The 17,351-nt window shown below is 57.1% G+C and carries 19 protein-coding genes and 1 other RNA gene; 12 read left to right on the top strand and 8 right to left on the bottom strand.

Annotation, left to right across the window (positions count from 1 at the left end; genetic code table 11):
- The first annotated feature begins 230 nt into the window (after positions 1-230).
- Positions 231-518 carry a hypothetical protein gene (locus Q0746_RS01780; protein ID WP_298256594.1) on the top strand — a complete coding sequence of 96 codons (288 nt, stop codon included), beginning with the start codon at positions 231-233 and terminating at the stop codon, positions 516-518.
- Here the strand turns inward: Q0746_RS01780 and Q0746_RS01775 are convergent.
- The 3 genes from Q0746_RS01775 to fumC are packed head-to-tail and all read right to left on the bottom strand — an operon-like array spanning position 515 to position 2,288.
- Positions 515-730, bottom strand: a complete 216-nt coding sequence (locus Q0746_RS01775; RefSeq protein WP_298256592.1) for a ribbon-helix-helix domain-containing protein — start codon at positions 728-730, stop codon at positions 515-517. The two genes, Q0746_RS01780 and Q0746_RS01775, sit on opposite strands and share 4 nt — an antisense overlap.
- A complete protein-coding gene (locus Q0746_RS01770; RefSeq protein WP_298256591.1) occupies positions 727-900 on the bottom strand; it encodes a DUF4169 family protein in 174 nt (57 codons plus the stop codon). The genes Q0746_RS01775 and Q0746_RS01770 overlap by 4 nt, the downstream gene beginning before the upstream one ends.
- Positions 897-2,288, bottom strand: coding sequence for a class II fumarate hydratase (gene fumC, locus Q0746_RS01765; protein ID WP_298256590.1), 1,392 nt, complete (start codon positions 2,286-2,288; stop codon positions 897-899). Before fumC ends, Q0746_RS01770 begins: the two co-directional genes overlap by 4 nt.
- A 169-nt stretch (positions 2,289-2,457) precedes the next feature.
- Here fumC and Q0746_RS01760 point away from each other — a divergent pair, with 169 nt between their 5' ends.
- Positions 2,458-2,763: a hypothetical protein gene (locus Q0746_RS01760; protein WP_298256588.1), complete on the top strand. Its 306-nt coding sequence runs from the start codon at positions 2,458-2,460 to the stop codon at positions 2,761-2,763.
- Positions 2,764-2,887: 124 nt separating this feature from the next.
- On the opposite strand, the gene Q0746_RS01755 is transcribed toward Q0746_RS01760, so the two are convergent.
- The 5 genes from Q0746_RS01755 to Q0746_RS01735 all read right to left on the bottom strand — a co-directional run bounded on the left by Q0746_RS01755 (position 2,888) and on the right by Q0746_RS01735 (position 6,996).
- On the bottom strand, positions 2,888-3,409 hold the full coding sequence (locus Q0746_RS01755; protein ID WP_298256586.1) for a ClpXP protease specificity-enhancing factor SspB: 522 nt from the start codon (positions 3,407-3,409) through the stop codon (positions 2,888-2,890).
- Positions 3,410-3,479: 70 nt separating this feature from the next.
- Positions 3,480-4,667 (bottom strand): chromate efflux transporter, encoded by a 1,188-nt coding sequence (gene chrA / locus Q0746_RS01750; RefSeq protein WP_298258020.1) that lies wholly within the window; start codon positions 4,665-4,667, stop codon positions 3,480-3,482.
- A 14-nt stretch (positions 4,668-4,681) separates the two neighbouring features.
- A complete protein-coding gene (locus Q0746_RS01745) occupies positions 4,682-5,467 on the bottom strand; it encodes a sulfurtransferase/chromate resistance protein (RefSeq protein WP_298256584.1) in 786 nt (261 codons plus the stop codon).
- Positions 5,468-5,808: 341 nt separating this feature from the next.
- Positions 5,809-6,160: a transfer-messenger RNA gene (gene ssrA / locus Q0746_RS01740) on the bottom strand.
- A 92-nt stretch (positions 6,161-6,252) separates the two neighbouring features.
- Positions 6,253-6,996, bottom strand: a complete 744-nt coding sequence (locus Q0746_RS01735) for a GntR family transcriptional regulator (RefSeq protein ID WP_298256582.1) — start codon at positions 6,994-6,996, stop codon at positions 6,253-6,255.
- Positions 6,997-7,102: 106 nt separating this feature from the next.
- Between Q0746_RS01735 and Q0746_RS01730 the strand changes: the two genes are divergently transcribed.
- From Q0746_RS01730 to Q0746_RS01685, 10 genes are all read left to right on the top strand, one after another.
- A complete protein-coding gene (locus Q0746_RS01730) occupies positions 7,103-7,840 on the top strand; it encodes a DUF2182 domain-containing protein (RefSeq protein ID WP_298256580.1) in 738 nt (245 codons plus the stop codon).
- A gap of 15 nt (positions 7,841-7,855) precedes the next feature.
- Positions 7,856-8,497 (top strand): DUF1326 domain-containing protein, encoded by a 642-nt coding sequence (locus Q0746_RS01725; RefSeq protein ID WP_298256578.1) that lies wholly within the window; start codon positions 7,856-7,858, stop codon positions 8,495-8,497.
- On the top strand, positions 8,494-9,000 hold the full coding sequence (locus Q0746_RS01720) for a DinB family protein (protein WP_298256577.1): 507 nt from the start codon (positions 8,494-8,496) through the stop codon (positions 8,998-9,000). Before Q0746_RS01725 ends, Q0746_RS01720 begins: the two co-directional genes overlap by 4 nt.
- A 3-nt stretch (positions 9,001-9,003) precedes the next feature.
- Positions 9,004-10,104, top strand: a complete 1,101-nt coding sequence (locus Q0746_RS01715) for a dimethylsulfoniopropionate demethylase (protein ID WP_298256575.1) — start codon at positions 9,004-9,006, stop codon at positions 10,102-10,104.
- 12 nt (positions 10,105-10,116) lie between these two features.
- Positions 10,117-11,100 carry an acryloyl-CoA reductase gene (acuI, locus tag Q0746_RS01710; RefSeq protein WP_298256573.1) on the top strand — a complete coding sequence of 328 codons (984 nt, stop codon included), beginning with the start codon at positions 10,117-10,119 and terminating at the stop codon, positions 11,098-11,100.
- A 185-nt stretch (positions 11,101-11,285) separates the two neighbouring features.
- The gene (locus Q0746_RS01705) at positions 11,286-12,986 is read left to right on the top strand and encodes a BCCT family transporter (RefSeq protein WP_298256570.1); all 1,701 of its coding nucleotides are present in this window, start codon (positions 11,286-11,288) and stop codon (positions 12,984-12,986) included.
- Between the two features lie 148 nt (positions 12,987-13,134).
- Positions 13,135-14,553: a deoxyribodipyrimidine photo-lyase gene (locus Q0746_RS01700; protein WP_298256569.1), complete on the top strand. Its 1,419-nt coding sequence runs from the start codon at positions 13,135-13,137 to the stop codon at positions 14,551-14,553.
- A gap of 122 nt (positions 14,554-14,675) precedes the next feature.
- Positions 14,676-15,116 (top strand): TrgA family protein, encoded by a 441-nt coding sequence (locus Q0746_RS01695; protein ID WP_298256567.1) that lies wholly within the window; start codon positions 14,676-14,678, stop codon positions 15,114-15,116.
- 4 nt (positions 15,117-15,120) lie between these two features.
- Positions 15,121-16,257 carry an NUDIX domain-containing protein gene (locus Q0746_RS01690; protein WP_298256565.1) on the top strand — a complete coding sequence of 379 codons (1,137 nt, stop codon included), beginning with the start codon at positions 15,121-15,123 and terminating at the stop codon, positions 16,255-16,257.
- A gap of 57 nt (positions 16,258-16,314) precedes the next feature.
- Complete coding sequence (locus tag Q0746_RS01685) at positions 16,315-17,349, top strand: cysteine synthase A (RefSeq protein ID WP_298256564.1); 1,035 nt, start codon at positions 16,315-16,317, stop codon at positions 17,347-17,349.
- Positions 17,350-17,351 lie beyond the last annotated feature (2 nt).

Below are 17,351 nucleotides of genomic sequence, written 5' to 3'. Positions count from 1 at the left end.
GTTTTCTCACGGCTATTTTATTAGATTTGCCTTATTTACAAGGCGTTGACGTTGGGTGAACTGGGAAACGAAGGCGCCATTACATTGAGGTAAACATAATAGAAACAATGGTTTGAATTTTTCTAATGGGGAAAACCTTCAGTTTTGGGGAAAATCGTTTTTCCTTCCCCCTTCGCATTTTTGGAGTTTATGGCAAATTTGTTACATCCTACCAAAAGGGGAAGTCTGCCATGACGAACATTGATAATCTTACTAAAGCCGCGCGCAACACGCTGAGCTTCACGTGGATGCCAGAAATTCGCGTTGCTATTCCAGCCTTGAAACGCAACATCCGCAACGGAAGGCGACTTGAGAAACCCGTCTCTCGGTTGGAACGCGAAGATCTGATGGAGCTTTTCAGTGCAGATTTCACCGAAATGCAGAGCCTCAAGCATGAGAAGTCCGCGCATCGCAACGTCGTGCGGATCAAGCGGACCTACACCACCCCGTTTACCAATTTGATGAAGCGGGTGGCCTAGGACGACTTCAAGTCTTTGAGTACAAACAGGCGTATCGCGGAGGCCAAGCCAATGTCGGTGCCGCGGTCCCCGTCGATCTGAGCTGCCAGATCATTGATGGGGCGCCCAGCTTGCGCTGCGATACGCCGGAACTCCACCCAGAATTCATCCTCAAGCGATACGGATGTTCGGTGGCCCTTTAACGTCAGAGAGCGTTTTACAGGGCGGCTCATGGGTCGCGCTTATGGCCATCGAGGCGGGTAACCTCGATGGCCTTTTTCTGTGCGTCCAACTTACGCAAGCTGGTCGGCGTCCCAAACTTCACAGCATTGGCGTCAGCCCGTGCGCGGCTATCTGCACGGGCCTTTTCCTTGCGTTTCTGGTTCAGGTTGATTGGCTTCATTTGGGACCGATCATGTCTTTCGGCTGAACCACGCGGTCGAAGGTCTCTTCATCTACCAAACCTAGGTTGATGGCTTCTTCCTTCAGCGTTGTGCCGTTCTTATGTGCCGTCTTTGCAACCTTGGTGGCGTTGTCGTAGCCGATGGTCGGCGCCAAGGCGGTCACCAGCATCAAGGATTCTTGCATCAGCTTTTCGATCCGCTCCTCGTTGGCCAATGTGCCCACCACCATGTTGTCGGTAAAGCTGCCTGCCGCGTCGCCCAGCAATTGCATGGATTGGATGACATTGTAGCTCATCATCGGGTTGTAGACGTTCAGCTCGAAGTGGCCTTGCGATCCGGCGAACCCCACAGCCGCGTCATTGCCCATGACATGGGCGCAGACCATTGTCAGCGCTTCCGCTTGTGTCGGGTTCACTTTGCCCGGCATGATGGAAGAGCCAGGCTCGTTCTCTGGCAAGATCAACTCGCCCAGACCCGAACGCGGGCCGGAGCCCAGCAACCGCATGTCGTTGGCGATTTTGAACATGGAGGCCGCAACTGTTTTCAACGCGCCTGAGAACATGACCATCGCGTCATGCGCCGCCAGTGCTTCGAATTTGTTGGGCGCAGTGACGAAAGGCAGGCCGGTGATCTCGGCGATTTCTGCGGCGACCTTCTCGGCAAAGCCTTTGCGTGTGTTCAGGCCGGTGCCCACAGCAGTGCCGCCTTGCGCCAACTCGTAGATGTCGGGCAGGCAGGCTTCGACCCGCTCAATGCCCTTTTTCATCTGATGCGCGTAGCCGCCGAATTCTTGGCCCAAGGTCAGTGGTGTCGCGTCTTGGGTGTGCGTGCGGCCGATCTTGATGATGTCTTTGAATTCCTCTGATTTGGCCTCCAAAGCAGCGTGCAGTTTGCGCAGGCCCGGCAGCAGGGTGTCACGGGCCACCATGCCGATGCCGACGTGCATGGCCGTTGGGAATGTGTCGTTCGACGATTGGCCCATGTTGCAGTGATCGTTGGGGTGAACAGGGGTCTTGGAGCCCATCACGCCGCCCATGATTTCAATCGCGCGGTTGGAAATCACCTCGTTGGAGTTCATGTTGGATTGCGTGCCGGACCCTGTTTGCCAGACCACCAAGGGAAAGTTGTCGTCGAATTTTCCGTCGATCACTTCTTGGGCGGCCTGCTGCATGGCTGGGGCCAGTTTCGCGTCCAGATCACCAAATTCCAAATTCACGGTGGCGGCGGCTTTCTTGATCACCCCCAAGGCACGCACGATGGCCACCGGCTGACGTTCCCAGCCGATCGGAAAGTTCATGATCGAGCGTTGCGTCTGCGCGCCCCAGTATTTGTCGGCTGGAACCTCTAGGGGGCCAAAGCTGTCGGTCTCGGTGCGGGTCGCGGTCATGGTGGGTCCTCCAAAGCAAGTTTGCACCACGATGTAGCGGGGCGTAGCCGTTATTACAATTGGAGGTTAGATCAAGGTTGCGCTAACAATGGTTTAAGACACGAAAATTAGGCCTAACCGCTTGTCGAGGGCCTCTTATTTTATCTAACGCTTTGGCTTTCTTATCTACATGTATTCAATTGTTGCGCGCCTAAAGAACCTACCTGTCGAGGCGGATCGCGATGCGTGTATCAGCAGCAATGTCGCTTTGATGGCGAAATTGGCAAAGCAGCTGAGCGCCCAGAACGCCCATTTCGCAGATTTAGGTCTGATCCTTGAAGACACCCAACCCTATATCAACGCCAAGGTGGAGAGCTATGCCGGCGAAGATGACGGCATTCCGCCTGAAGTCATTGATGAGTTTGACCGGCTGACGCACTCCAACCGTATCTTGCTGCGCGACGATCCGGCGATGGTGGCGCAGATGTTTCTTTAGTTGAGTGGGGTAGCATTTTGATTTTGAAGAAAAACTTCATGACATTGCATGCCGCCGACATTGAGCTTTGCCACAAGGCAGAGGCGCATTTGGTTGATCTAGCAGCGTTGCCGCTGCGGTAGGATCAGGTTTTGCGGAAGGCATCCAGCGAGACGACTTCCGCTTCTTTTGACGGTGTTTCTTTCTCGTCGGTGGCGTCCTCAGGCGTGTCGGCGGTGTCCAGATCAAGCGCTTCGGCCAAATCCATGTCCGGTAGCTCCACCACCTCGTGCTCGCCGTCGTCATCCTCTTCGTCTTGGCTCTCGAAGCGCAGGCCGAATTCCACTGACGGGTCCACAAAGGTACGGATCGCGTCGAAAGGGATCGCCAGCGGCTCGGGATTGTCGCCGAAGTTCAGGGTGATCTGAAAGCCGTCCGGTGTGACGATGAGATTGTCGAACCAATGCTGCACCACAATTGTCATGTCCGACGGGTAACGATCAAACAGCCAATCGGCCATTTCGACGTCTGGGTGGCGGGTGTCAAAGGTGATGAAGAAATGGTGCTCTCCGGGCAGGCCGTTCGTGCCAACATCTTCCAACAGCTCGGCAATTAGTCCACGCATGGCGCGGTGCATTTTGTTGCCATAGTCGATTGTGTCGGACATGTTCTTTCGCCCCCGGGTATTTGACGTGGTCTATAGCATGCGCGGATTCGGTGGTGAGGGAAAGGGGAGCTTACGCCACCCCGACCAAAAGCAGACCAAGTGCCGCAGAAATGGGCAACACGATTAACATATCCCACTTGCGCCAAAGCAAAAGCACCGCCGAGACCAGCGCTATCACCACAGCAATCGGATCGATGACCGAAGCATCCACAAAAACTGCGCCAGCAAACCAAAGGCCCAAGTTGGCGATCACTCCGACCACAGCTGCGGTGATGGCGCTTAGGGCACCAGAAAGGCGGGGCATATGGGCCAATTGGTCAATGTAGGGCGCACCGGCGAATATCCACAAGAAGCACGGTGCAAAGGTGACCCAAAGCGTGACCCCGCCTGCGATCAGGGCCAAGCCGGTGCCTCCGGCCTCAAAGCCCGCAACCATGGCCACAAATTGCGTCACAAGGATTAGCGGCCCGGGCGTGGTTTCGGCCAAGCCAAGTGCATCGACCATCTGGGCGGTCGTTAACCAGCCAAAATCACCCACCACAGCTTGCGTCATATAGGCCAAAACCGAATAGGCCCCGCCAAATGTCACCACCGCAAGGGTAGAGAAGAACCGCGCCATCTCCGTCAATATCCCCGGAGCGATCAGCGCCAAAACTGCAATGGGGGCAAACCAGATGACCAACCAAAGGGCGATGGTTTTCAGGGTTTGGACGGGCGAGGGCAGCGGCGCGGAGGCGGTCTCTTCCGTGGTTCCGGTCAGCACCAAAGCGCCAATCACTGCCGCCACAGCAATCACCAATGGGAACGGGGCGTTGAGGGTGAACAATGCCAGAAAACTAGCCACCGCAATGGCGTAATATATCGGGCCCTTAAGCGCTTTCTTGGCCACCTTTATCAAGGCTTGGATTACGATCACCACAACGCAGGCTTTCACGCCCAAGAACAGCGATTGAACCAAAGGAAGTTGCCCGTAGAGGCCATAGGCCAAGGCCAGCAGCATGATCACCAAAGCCCCGGGGATCACAAACAGCAAACCCGCAAGCAATCCTCCCAACATGCCGCGCATGCGCCAGCCCGAATAGGTGGCCATTTGCATCGCTTCCGGCCCGGGTAAGAGCATGCAGAAAGACAAGGCGCGCAAAAATTGCGCCTCGGTCAACCAAGGCCGGTCTTCGACCAACTCCTTGTGCATCAGGGCGATTTGGGCTGCGGGGCCGCCAAAGGACAGCAATCCGATACGCCCAAACACGCGGGTCATCTCCGTGTAGCCGATCACGTGCGCGCGCCCGCGGATGCGTGAGTTTCCCCCTGACCATCTCGCGCCCAACGATAGAGCGCGTCATAGAGCGCCATGCCAGCTTCCAGCTGCGCGGTGTCGTCCTTGTATTGTCTTGATAAACCTACTGAAAGCGCCAGCAGACCGGCGGCTTCTGGGGCAAGGTCGTGCGAGTTCGTATCAGCGGCACGTATCACTTTCGCCATTCGCTGCAGGGCGGGTGTGTCAAGTTTGAAGGTGCTCAGCATGGCGTCAAAGCTGCACAGATCATCTTGATGCCCGAAGGGGGCGCCTTCTACATCAAATGGGGTGGCGTCAAATTTTTCTGCCACGTTGATCACTTGCGCCGGTGGCACAAACATGAACTGCGCCGCAGGGTCTATGAAGCGGCGGATCAACCAAGGGCAGGCGATGCGGTCAATTTTGGGGCGATGGCGTGTAACCCATAGGGGCGCGGGGATGACACCGGCGGGGGTCAAGGGAAGCCCCGCGTCGCGCCACGCATAATTTCCGCCCTCTAAGGCCTCGGCCCGAATGCCTTTGGCGCGCAAAATGGCGGCGGCCCCATGGCTAAGCTTCAGGCCTTTTTGGCAGACAACCACAACCGGTCCGCTGCCTTCATAGGCTTTGATTTTGCGATGTGGCCAGCGCTGAGCGGTGGGGATCAGCCGCGGATCCTCGGCAAAGTCGTCATCGATGCAGACGTCCAGAATGGTCGGCGCATCAGCGGTGCCGATCAAGCGCATTAAGGCGGATGGTGAGATTTCAGAAAAGCCAGACATGGTAAAGCACCCCGTATGTTAGTGGCGAAAGGGTGCGATCATTCGGCTGGCGCCTCACGAGGTGTCGCAGAAACCCCATAAGCATATGGTGCCTTGTGATCTGGGCGGCGTCAAGACCGCGAAAGGCACCTAAAGGACCTCAACAATGCCCACAGGCGTCCCTGCAAGACGCTGGTCCGGCCTGTGATTGCGGCGGGCCGAGCAGTTGCGCAGGCGGGCCCCATCAAAGACATCATGCTCTCGCAACAGCATCACGGCGGCTTGCCGGTTTTGTCGAATTGAGATTTGGGTGCAATTTTAGTGGCTTGCGGGCCGTTGCTTAAGTGATTTGTGTAGAGGTTAGCGCAGGTTTCTGTTGCCAGGTACCTGCAAACCCCGCCAAACGCTGCTAGGCGAGAGGACTTAAGTTTTCAATAGTTCCGACTGCTTACGCAGCCATCGCCATTGGAGCTTTGTTGTCGTTTGCAACTAGCTTAAGTGTACCGATATCGGTGGTAACTCACCGAGACAAAGCAAACCCCTTTAGACGTCCGTCGATCCTATTTCGACCCCATGGTCCCCAAACGAGGGAGTTTTGGTGGAGTCGTCGGGTACCGCCCCCGAGTCCGATCCGCTTATTACGAGCGCGTTTATGTCCATAGTCCCCGAAGAGACATCTCATATATAGGAGGAGGTGCGGGGAGTTACAATCTCCGTGGTGCGATCGGGGGCAGATTTGGCCTGCATATTTGCCGTGGCATTAAATCTTGCCACTTTTTTCAATGCGATTTTGGCGTCTGGCGTCGCTAGCCGCGGGCTTTTCGCGCCTCCAGCACATCTTTTGCCAATGACACGGTATATGCCTCCAGCGCGATCAGGGCGGCGTCGGCATCTTCTCCGTTTTGGGCCTCAAGCGCATCTGCGATCTGACCATGAAGCTCCACGATCCGCTCACGAGAGCGCGCGGTGAAGGTGATCATATTCATCAACGGCTGCATCGCCTCAACCGCACCGGCCAGCTGGTAAGACATCACGGGGTTTTGGGCCCCGTCGACCAAGGCGCGGTGGAAGGCCACATCAGAGGCGCAGAAGGCTTCATCGCTCAACCCTGGTTGGGACTGCCGGTGCATTTCTGCGCGCATCGTCGCGAGGTGATCGGCGCTGCGGCGCGCGGCGGACAGGGGGGTGCAGGCGCGCTCAAGCGCGTAGCGGGCTTCGCAGGCGGTCACGATGGAGATATCATTCATTGATAGCAGCAATGTCGAGGTGGTGATCTGCTGATCATAGGCTTCCGCATATTTTATGTGATTTACAAATGCGCCCCCAGTGGCCCCGCGCTGTGTGCGGATCAAGGCTTGGGCGGCGAGGCGTTTCAATGCCTCGCGAACTGTTGGCCGAGAGACCTCGAATTGCTCGGATAATTCGGTCTCGGAAGGAAGGCGGTCATCCACAATCAACTCGCCTGCAATAATGGCGTCACGGATCGAAGCGGCGATTTGTGCGGACAAGTCCCCACGGGGGTTTGCACTGTGGTTTGAACTTTTTTTCATCAGGTTTACCTAAAAATCAATTGTCAGACAAATAAAAGTCTGACAATTTAACCTAACACGCTGAACAGGAGTCGCAACGCAGATGTGGTCAGATCGGATCAGAGCAATGTCAGGAGTGCATTGGCTTGCGCTTTTCGGGCTCATTCTGGCGTCTTGGTCGGTGCTATATGCAATGTCGATTCCACCAGAGCTGCGAATGATGGAGCAGACCTACGGCCGCGATTTCTGGGTGAGCCTTTGCACGATCACACCGGATGCTGCCGGATATATCCGGATGGTGCTCATGTGGTCGTTGATGTCTGCGGCGATGATGGCCCCCACGGTTTTGCCAGCATTGGCGACCTATGATGACCTGTCACATGTCAGCGACAATGTGAATTTTGCCAAATTGGTATCCGGCTACCTTGCAGTCTGGCTCGGGTTTTCGGTTTTGGCAGCAGGGGTGCAGCTGATCTTGTTCCAAGCGGAACTGATTGGCGCCTTTGGCAGCAGCCTGTCGGCTGGCCTGTCCGGCGCCTTGTTGATAATGGCGGGGGGCTACCAGTTTTCGCCGCTCAAAGAGGCCTGCCTAAGCAAGTGCCGCCAGCCGATGACCTTTTTCATGCAACATTTCGATGAAGGCCCTTGGCGCAACGGCATGCGCCTTGGGATTGTGTGCTTGGGGTGCTGCTGGGCGTTGATGCTTTTGGCCTTTGTTGGCGGCGTGATGAGCGTGGGCTTCATGGGGCTGGCAACGGTGATCATGGTGCTGGAAAAGCTGCCCGATCTTGGCCGATTTATAACGAAACCACTGGGGGGCCTCCTGTTGTTGGCAGGGGCGTGGACCCTCTTGAATGCGATTTAAGTGAAGGAAAACACAATGGCGCTAGACGACCAAAAACTTGGAACTGTTCCATGGACCATCAAGGGGGAGTTGATCCTCAACTGTAACTGCACGGTGTTTTGCCCCTGCGTGGTGTCCTTGGGCAAGCACCCGCCTACCGAAGGCTATTGCCAAGCTTGGCTGGGCATCCGCATCGACGAAGGCAACTACGGTGATGAAGATCTATCCGGCACAGCCGTTGGCATGCTGATGGATATTCCAGGCAACATGGGGCGCGGCAATTGGAAGGCTGCAGCCTATATTGACGATCAGGTCTCCGAGGCGGCCTATGACGGTTTGGTGGCAATCCTGTCGGGCGCGGCACGCGGCACAACTGGGCTGTTCAGCATGCTGGTCGGGGAGTTTTTGGGGGCCGAACGCGCGCCTGTCTCCTTCACCACTGAAGGCAACGCACGCCGTTTGATGGTTGGCAAAAAGATCCAAGGCGAGGTTGTCCCAGTGGCGGGCAAGGATGGCAAGGAGATGGTCATCACCAACACCGAATATTGGATGGGCGAAAACATCACCGTTGCCACAGCCAACAAAGGCAAAGTGCGCGCCTACGGTCGGGTTTGGGATTTCGACGGTCGCTCGGCCGAGATTTGTCAGATCGATTGGGGCGGACCGGCTCCGAAATGATTACGGTTGACTACTGCCGTGTAATGGCGCGCTACAACGCTTGGCAAAACCGTGGGCAGATGGAGGTGTTTAAATCCATGCCCGCGGCGGAGCTGCGCAAAGATCGAAAGTCGTTCTTTGGCTCGATCTTTGCGACGGCGAACCATTTGTTGTGGGGCGACAAGCTGTGGATGTCACGCTTGGACGGCGGAATTGGCCCCGAAGGGGGACCGGCCTATAGTGTGCATCTCCATGAAGACTTGCAGATGTATCTGGACGACCGGATGCGCACAGACGCGCGGATAAAGCGGTGGTCCAAGTCTTTGAAACAAATCGATCTTGTGGGGCCGCTAACCTATCATTCTGTTGTGGCCAACCAAGAGTTTTGCAAGCCGGTCGAGCTTTGCATCACGCATTTCTTCAATCATCAGACCCACCACCGCGGGCAAATCCACGCGATGCTCACTGCGGCGGGGCAAAGGATTGGCGATACAGATCTGGTTTTTCTAGGTGAAGAGGACTAACACATGGCATCGATCACACCCTCGCGCCGCGTGCGCCGCACACCGTTTTCAGACGGGGTAGAGGCGGCTGGCGTCAAAGGATACACCGTTTACAACCATATGCTGTTGGCGAGCGTCTTTCGTTCGGCGGAAGAGGACTACCGGCACCTGAAGTCTGCGGTGCAGGTTTGGGATGTGTCTTGCGAGCGGCAGGTGGAACTGCGCGGACCGGATGCGGGGCGCCTGATGCAAATGCTGACCCCGCGCGACCTGCGTGGGATGCTGCCGGGCATGTGCTACTATGTGCCAGTGGTCGATGGTACGGGCGGGATGCTGAATGATCCGGTGGCCCTGATGTTGTCGGATGATCGCTATTGGGTATCCATCGCGGACAGCGATTTATTACTGTGGATCAAGGGGTTGGCCCACGCCCTATATCTTGACGTTATCGTGGATGAGCCGGATGTGTCGCCGCTTGCTATTCAAGGCCCGAAGGCCGATGAGTTGGCCGCACGCGTGTTTGGCGACAGCGTGAAGGATCTGCGGTTCTTCCGCTATGGGTACTTCAACTTTCAGGGCCAGATGATGTTGGTGGCGCGCTCCGGCTACTCCAAGCAAGGCGGGTTTGAGGTCTACGTTGAAGGTTCTCAGAACGGCATGCCCTTGTGGAATGCCTTGATGGAGGCGGGCAAGGACTTAGACGTCCATGCGGGATGCCCCAGTGCAATTGAGCGCATCGAAGGCGGGCTGTTGTCTTACGGCAATGACATGACCCGCGATAACACACCGCATGAATGTGGTTTGGGCAAATTCTGCTCGACCCAAGCGGCGATTGGCTGCGTAGGACGCGACGCTTTGCTGCGGGTCGCCAAGGAGGGGCCGGTCAAGCAAATCCGCGCTCTTAGCTTTGAGGGGGATTTGCCCCCCTGCGACCGGCTGTGGCGGATCGTTGAGAAGGGCAATGTCATTGGTCAGGTGACCTCGGCTGCGAAAAGCCCGGATTTTGACACCAATGTTGCGATCGGGATGGTGCGGATGACGCATTGGAACGAAGGCACCAAGGTACAAGTTGACACACAAGACGGGCTGCGCACCGCGACAGTCCATGAAAAATTCTGGATATAATGGAGAAAATACATGTTTAACGCACTGATCGTCGAGAAGGACGAAGACGGCAAAACCAGCGCCTCGGTCCAGAAAATCGGCGAGGACCGCTTGCCAGAGGGTGAAGTGACCGTCGCCGTGGAATACTCCACCGTGAATTATAAAGACGGGCTTTGCATTGGCCCCGGGGGCGGCTTGGTGCGTAACTATCCCCATGTTCCGGGTATTGATTTCGCCGGCACCGTAGAGGCCTCCAGCGATGACCGCTACGCAGCGGGCGACAAGGTGGTTCTAACCGGTTGGCGTGTGGGCGAGGCCTATTGGGGCGGCTATTCCCAGAAGGCCCGCGTGAAAGCGGACATGCTGGTGCCTTTGCCAGATGGTTTGGACACCCGCCAAGCGATGGCCGTGGGAACCGCAGGCTTTACCGCGATGTTGGCAGTTATGGCGCTGGAAGATCACGGCATCAAAGATGGCCCTGTTTTGGTAACGGGGGCCGCAGGTGGTGTTGGGTCCGTGGCGACGGCAATTTTGGCCAACCTTGGCCATGACGTGGCAGCGGTCACGGGCCGCCCTGAAACGGCCGACTACCTGACGAGCCTGGGTGCGACCCAGATCGTTGCGCGAGATGAGTTGAACGAGACCACCAAGCGCCCGTTAGAGGCCGAAACTTGGGGGGGCTGCGTAGACGCGGTGGGGGGCGAAATGCTTGCTCGTCTACTGGGTCAGATGAAATACGGCGCATCCGTCTCGGCGGTTGGACTTGCGGGCGGGGCAGGGCTGCCTGCAACTGTAATCCCGTTCTTGTTGCGCGGGGTGAACTTGCTGGGCATCGATAGTGTAATGCAACCCTACGACAACCGCCTGCGGGCGTGGCAACGGATCGCCAAAGATCTGCCGATGGACAAGCTGGAGGCCATGGTGCAACCGGCGACGCTTTCAGATTTGCCTGCTTTGGGCAAAGACATCCTAAAGGGGCAAGTGAAGGGGCGGGTCGTCGTTGACGTGAACGCTTAATCAGCGGCTTTTTGCCCGAACTTGCGCAATCGGCTTTGTGAAGGCAAAGCCGATTTCGTGCTCACAACCTCGTTTAGGTCGGTATTGGGCGCTTTACTGGCCGAATGTGTCGCATTTGGCTGGCCTGTATTAACGATCGCCCGTAGCCTACTGCGCACACTAAAAAATAAAACAGGGAAAACAATATGTCAGTGAAACCACCATTGACTGAACTTCCGATCAAGACCGCCGAAGGCGGTTTTTATCATGGGTTCAGCTTAGATGTGACCGTCATAAGTAAAGTGATTATCAGCGCCTTGGTCGTCTGGGCCATCTTCTGGCCAACGGAGTCGGGCGCCGTATTGAACGGTCTGAATGCCTTCATCCTTGGCAATTTCGCCGCATGGTACATCTGGGTCGTCGCCCTGTTTGTGATTGTGTGTATCGGTTTGGCGATCTGGCCTACCGCAGGACGAATGAACCTTGGTCAAGAGGGCGAAGGCCCAGAGTTTTCAAACTTCTCTTGGTTCTCGATGATGTTTGGTGCCGGTATCGGTGTCGGCATGTTGACTTGGGCGGTGGCCGAGCCGGTTACGCACTTCGGGTCCAACCCCGAGACAATCATGGGGATCACCAATGGTGGCACTGAGGACAATGTGCGCATGGCCTACAAGTGGTCGTTCCTGCATTGGGGCTTCGGGGCATGGGCATGTTATGCGATTGCGGGCCTGTCTTTGGCGTTCTTTAGCTACCGTCGCGGCCTGCCGCTGACGATCCGTTCGTCGCTGACGCCACTCTTTGGCAGCCGCTTGTCGGGCAAGCTTGGGCACCTCATCGATATCGTAGCTGTTGTGGCCACGATCTTGGGCGTTGCACAGACCCTAGGGTTTGGTGTTGAGCAATTCGTAGCGGGTCTGACACGTATCGGCATTGGCGGTTTGGCACATGGGCCTGACGCGGTGAATGCGGCTGGTGACAGCATTTCAGGCAACGCGACGACTGTGGGTGTTATCGTGGCTATCTTGGTGATCATGGGGGCCTCGACCCTGTCGGCGCTGTCTGGCGTTGGTAAAGGCATCAAATGGCTGTCCAACATCAACATGGTGCTGTCCATCGTGCTTTTGGGCTTCTTCATCATCTTCGGCGCAACCTGGTTTGGGGCAACGGCGATGGTCTTGGGCGTTTGGGACTATGTTGTGGCGTTGCCATACCTAAGCTTCAACGTATTCAGCTCGGACGGCGTAGAGGGCTCCGAAGCCTTCAAGCTGGCGCAGTGGCAGGGCTGGTGGCCCGTATTCTACTGGGCTTGGTGGATTGCTTTTGCACCTTTCGTGGGCTTGTTTCTTGCGCGGATCTCGCGCGGGCGGACAATTCGCGAATTCGTGTTGGGCGCGATGATCGTTCCTGCGTTGATGTGCTTTGTGTGGTTCGCTTGGGCCGGTGGCACAGCAATCGATCTGGAGCTCAATGGCGGTGCCGGTGGCGTGATCTTTGATGCGGCGAATGGCGACAAAATCTTTGCGATGACCGAGTTCATGCTGGCCCCGATTGCCGAGGCTTTGGCGTGGGGTATGGCATTGCTGATTGTTGTGCTGCTGATGACGTTCCTTGTCACCTCTGCTGACTCTGCGGTGCTGATCGTGAACACAATCAACGCGGCTGGCGACGAAGGTCCAAAAGCACGTCCGCATATCATTTTCTGGGGCGCAGCCCTCGGTTTGGTGGTTGCAGGCTTGCTGATCTCTGGTGGGACATCAGCCATTCAAACGGCCATGGTGATCGGGGCTTTGCCCTTCTCGGTGGTGATGGTGTTGATGTGTCTGGCGCTGGTAAAGGCCATTTACAACGATGGCAAACGTGAACTGGCAGGCATTCCAACGACTGCCGGTGCAGAAGCCGCTGAATAGATCGACCAGATCATAAACTCTTTGAAAGCCCCGGTCTTTGTATCGGGGCTTTTTCTTATTGGGCGGGGTGTTTTGGGTGTTTCCATCTGGACAAAGGCCCGCATTGCCTGTCCTCTTTGGCAGGTATGACCATGATATCCCTCTCCCGATGACCCAATCTGCGATCTTGTTTTGGATGCGCCGCGATTTGCGCCTGTCGGACCACGAAGGGCTGTCGCAAGCGGCCCAGACGGGGCGACCCGTTATTCCCGTGTTTATCCATGACGAGGCCGTTGACGGCCTAGGGGCCGCACCGAAATGGCGGATGGGGCTGGCTGTGTCCCATTTTCAAGAGGTCTTGCAAGGGATCGGCTCTGATTTGGTGTTGCGGCGTGGGCCTGCTTTGGATGTGTTGAAGGAGCTGATCGCAGAAACCGGTGCAGGGGCTGTGTGGTGGTCCCGCGGCTATGATCCGGCATCGATTGCCCGCGACACGGCGGTCAAGAGCAGCCTCAAAGCCCAAGGCGTAGCGGCGCATAGCTTTGCGGGGCATGTCTTGTTCGAGCCATGGTCCGTGCAGACCAAAACAGGCGGCTACTACAAAGTTTTTACGCCGATGTGGAAGGCCGTGCGCGGGCGTGATCTGGCCCCCTGCGTGCCAGCGGTGCGGGCCTTACCGGCGCCATCGCACTGGCCCGCGTCCGAGGATATATCCACTTGGGGCATGGGGGCAGGGATGCAGCGCGGGATGCGCATCTTGTCCAAACATGTGGTGGTCGGCGAAGCGGCCGCGCAGGCCAGATTGGCAGAGTTCATCGATTTGGCGCTACCGGAGTATGCTTTGGCCCGTGACCAAATGGGGATACGTGGAACCTCGATGCTATCCGAGAACCTGACTTACGGCGAAATCTCCCCGCGCATGTGCTTTCACGCGGGCCGGATGTCCTTGAGCATGGGGCAGTCAGGGGCAGAGGTGTTTTTGAAGGAATTGGTCTGGCGCGATTTCGCCTACCATCTGGCATTTCATACGCCACATATCATATCCGAAAACTGGCGGGCGGAGTGGGACGCATTTCCTTGGAATACTGATGAAACGACCCCCGAAGTTGTTGCGTGGACGCAGGGGCGTACGGGGGTGCACTTGGTCGATGCTGCTATGCGAGAGTTGTATGTGACAGGTTATATGCACAATCGCGGGCGGATGATTGTCGCCTCCTACCTGACCAAACATCTGATGACCCATTGGAAAATTGGGCAGGCGTGGTTCGCGCAGTGTTTGCTGGATTGGGATCCGGCTTCAAACGCGATGGGCTGGCAATGGTCTGCGGGATGCGGGCCGGATGCCTCGCCCTATTTTCGTGTGTTCAACCCCGACACGCAGGCCGAGAAGTTTGACCCAGACCGGCGCTACCGTGCACGCTATCTTGCGCAAGCCTATGCGGATTGCGGCGAGGAGGCGCGCGACTACTTTCGCGCCATCCCTGCGTCTTGGGGGTTATCCTTTGAGGACGCCTATCCGCCTCAACCGATTGTGGGGCTGGCACAGGGGCGGCAGCGGGCGCTGGAGGCGTATAAAACCCGCGGGTAGTTCGGGGGGCAGGGCGCATGGGGCGGCGTAGAAAAAATCACCGCGACCTCTTGCGCCTGCAAGGTTTGAAGTGAACACTGGGGCGAAACACCGACACCGAACCACAAAGCCGAGACGTTCATATGCCCACCTCCGCCAAACTTGTCGCAGCCTTCGTGTTTGCCGTTACCGGATATCTGGTCGCGGAGATGCTGCGCGCCACCATGCCGGAGGGGCAGCCGCTGAACTGGCTGGTGCAAGTTTGCGTCTTTGTGCCGATGGTCGTCGGGTGGCGCATTATGGGGAAACTGGTTGGAAAAAATTACGGGGTTAGCATGAACTCCGGCTTCTATGCCATTGTTGTGTCAACTGTTTCCGTGCTTTTGGTGTTTTCGATTTCTTTGATGATCACCAAGTCGAGACGCCTTCAATATGATGGCCCGATGGATGCATTGGTCGATGTATTCGCCCTGATGCTCGACTATGCGCTGCTGCTGTTGAACCCCTATATTTTGGTCACGATTGTGGTGGGAGGGTTCATTGGAGGTCTTGCGTCCGAATGGGCCCACCGGAAATTCGAGTAACTCTATGCCCCCCGTAAAATCGCCCGATGGGATTGTGCTGTTTGGCACGCTCACGGACCCCGACCTGCTGCAAATCGTTCTGGGTGCTGTGGCAGATGCGCAACCTGTGGTGCTGCAAGATCATGCGGTTTTCACCGCTGCAGGAGAGAGTTTCCCATTGCTGCTACCGTCCGTCGGGGATCAGGCTAAGGGGCTGCTGTTGGAGGGGCTCACGGCGCAACAAGTCGCGCGGCTTGACTACTACGAGGCCCCCTATGGCTACGCTTTGCAGCCTGTTGTGTTGGCGGATGGGCGCGGCGCGCAGGTTTACCGGCCAACAGGCGATCAGTATTCCAAAGGGGCCGAATGGTGTTTGGCTGACTGGCAACGCTCTCAGGGGGCGATGACCCGAGAGGCTGCCCATGAGATCATGGGGATGTTTGGCCAAACCACTCTTTCCGCCCTGCAAGGCAAGCTTGGCTCGATCCGGTCTCGGGCGCAGTCGCGGGTCAATGCCCGCGCGGAGCGTATCCCCAACGCGCTGCGCCAAGGTGCTGGGCGCGACGCCGTCACGCTGGAGGCGCAAAACCGACCCTATTCGCGCTTCTTTGCGATGGATGAGCTGAGCCTGCGCCACCCGCGATTTGACGGTGGCGAGCAGCTTATTCACCGCGAAGTCTTCGTTTCGGTCGATGCAGCCGTGGTGCTGCCCTACGACCCCCTGCGCGACACCGTGTTGTTGATCGAGCAGTTCCGTGCGGCTCCGTTTGCGCGTGGCGACATGAACCCATGGGGGTTGGAAGCCATCGCGGGGCGTATTGATGGCGGCGAAACGCCGGAAATGTCGGCGCGGCGCGAAGCATTTGAAGAGGCGGGAATAACCTTGAAGGAATTGCTGCCTGCGGCCAATTACTACCCGTCACCCGGGGCGCTGATGGAATATCTTTACTGCTACATCGGCTTGGCGGATTTGCCGCCAGAGGTCGCGGGGATTGGTGGTTTACCAAGTGAGGGGGAAGACATTCGTTCTTTGGTGGTCCCTTTCGGCGATCTTATGTCCGCCCTGCGCAGCGGAGAGGTGCAAAACGGCCCGTTGTTGATCTGCGCGATGTTCCTTGAGCGCGAACGCGAGAGGCTTCGCTCCGCTGCATCCGGCGCTTGAGTTCAGCCGCCCCGACGCATATCTATTGTCGCAGCGTTGAACAGGAGTTGCCCGCAGATGGCCATCACGAAAAACCTAGCTGATTTGGTGGGCAACACGCCCTTGATCCGTTTGAATGCCGCCAGCGATGCGACGGGCTGTGAAATCTTGGGGAAGGCCGAGTTTATGAACCCGGGCCAGTCGGTGAAGGACCGGCCTGCGCTTTATATCATTCGCGACGCGATTGCCTCCGGGGCGTTGAAGCCGGGCGGCACAATCGTTGAGGGCACGGCGGGCAACACCGGCATCGGCTTGGCGCTTGTTGGTGCGTCCATGGGCTTTAAGACGGTCATCGTCATTCCAGAGACCCAAAGCCAAGAAAAGAAAGACATGTTGCGTCTGGCAGGGGCTGAGTTGGTGCAGGTTCCCGCAGCCCCTTACCGCAAGCCAAACAACTTTATTCGCTATTCCGAACGTTTGGCAAAGAAGCTGAATGAGACCGAGCCAAACGGCGCAATCTGGGCCAATCAGTTCGACAATGTCGCCAACCGCCAAGCGCATGTAGAAACCACCGGTCCCGAAATTTGGGAACAAACAGGCGGCAAGGTTGACGGCTTCATTTGCGCCGTCGGGTCTGGTGGCACATTGGCGGGGACATCTATGGCCCTGCAGCCCAAAGGCGTGAAGATCGGTTTGGCCGACCCAATGGGGGCCGCGTTGTTTGACTGGTATACCAAAGGCGAGCTGACCATGGAGGGAGGCTCCATTGCCGAGGGCATCGGGCAGGTGCGCATTACCAAGAACCTTGAGGGTTTCACGCCGGATTACACCTACCAGATCCCTGACGAGGAAGCTTTGCCGGTGGTGTTTGACCTATTGGCGGACGAAGGCCTGTGCTTGGGCGCCTCATCTGGCGTGAATGTGGCAGGGGCTATTCGCATGGCCAAGGACATGGGGCCGGGACATACGATTGTGACTGTTCTGTGCGACTATGGGACTCGGTATCAAGCCAAGCTTTGGAATCCAGAGTTCCTGAAAGAGAAAGGGCTGCCGTACCCCGAATGGCTGGCCAATGGCGCGACGCCGATGCCGGATATGTTTGAACAGGAATAAAT

Source organism: uncultured Litoreibacter sp., from assembly GCF_947487515.1.
In the GTDB taxonomy this organism is placed as follows: Bacteria; Pseudomonadota; Alphaproteobacteria; order Rhodobacterales; family Rhodobacteraceae; genus Litoreibacter.
This window is presented reverse-complemented; position numbering and strand designations above follow the sequence as displayed.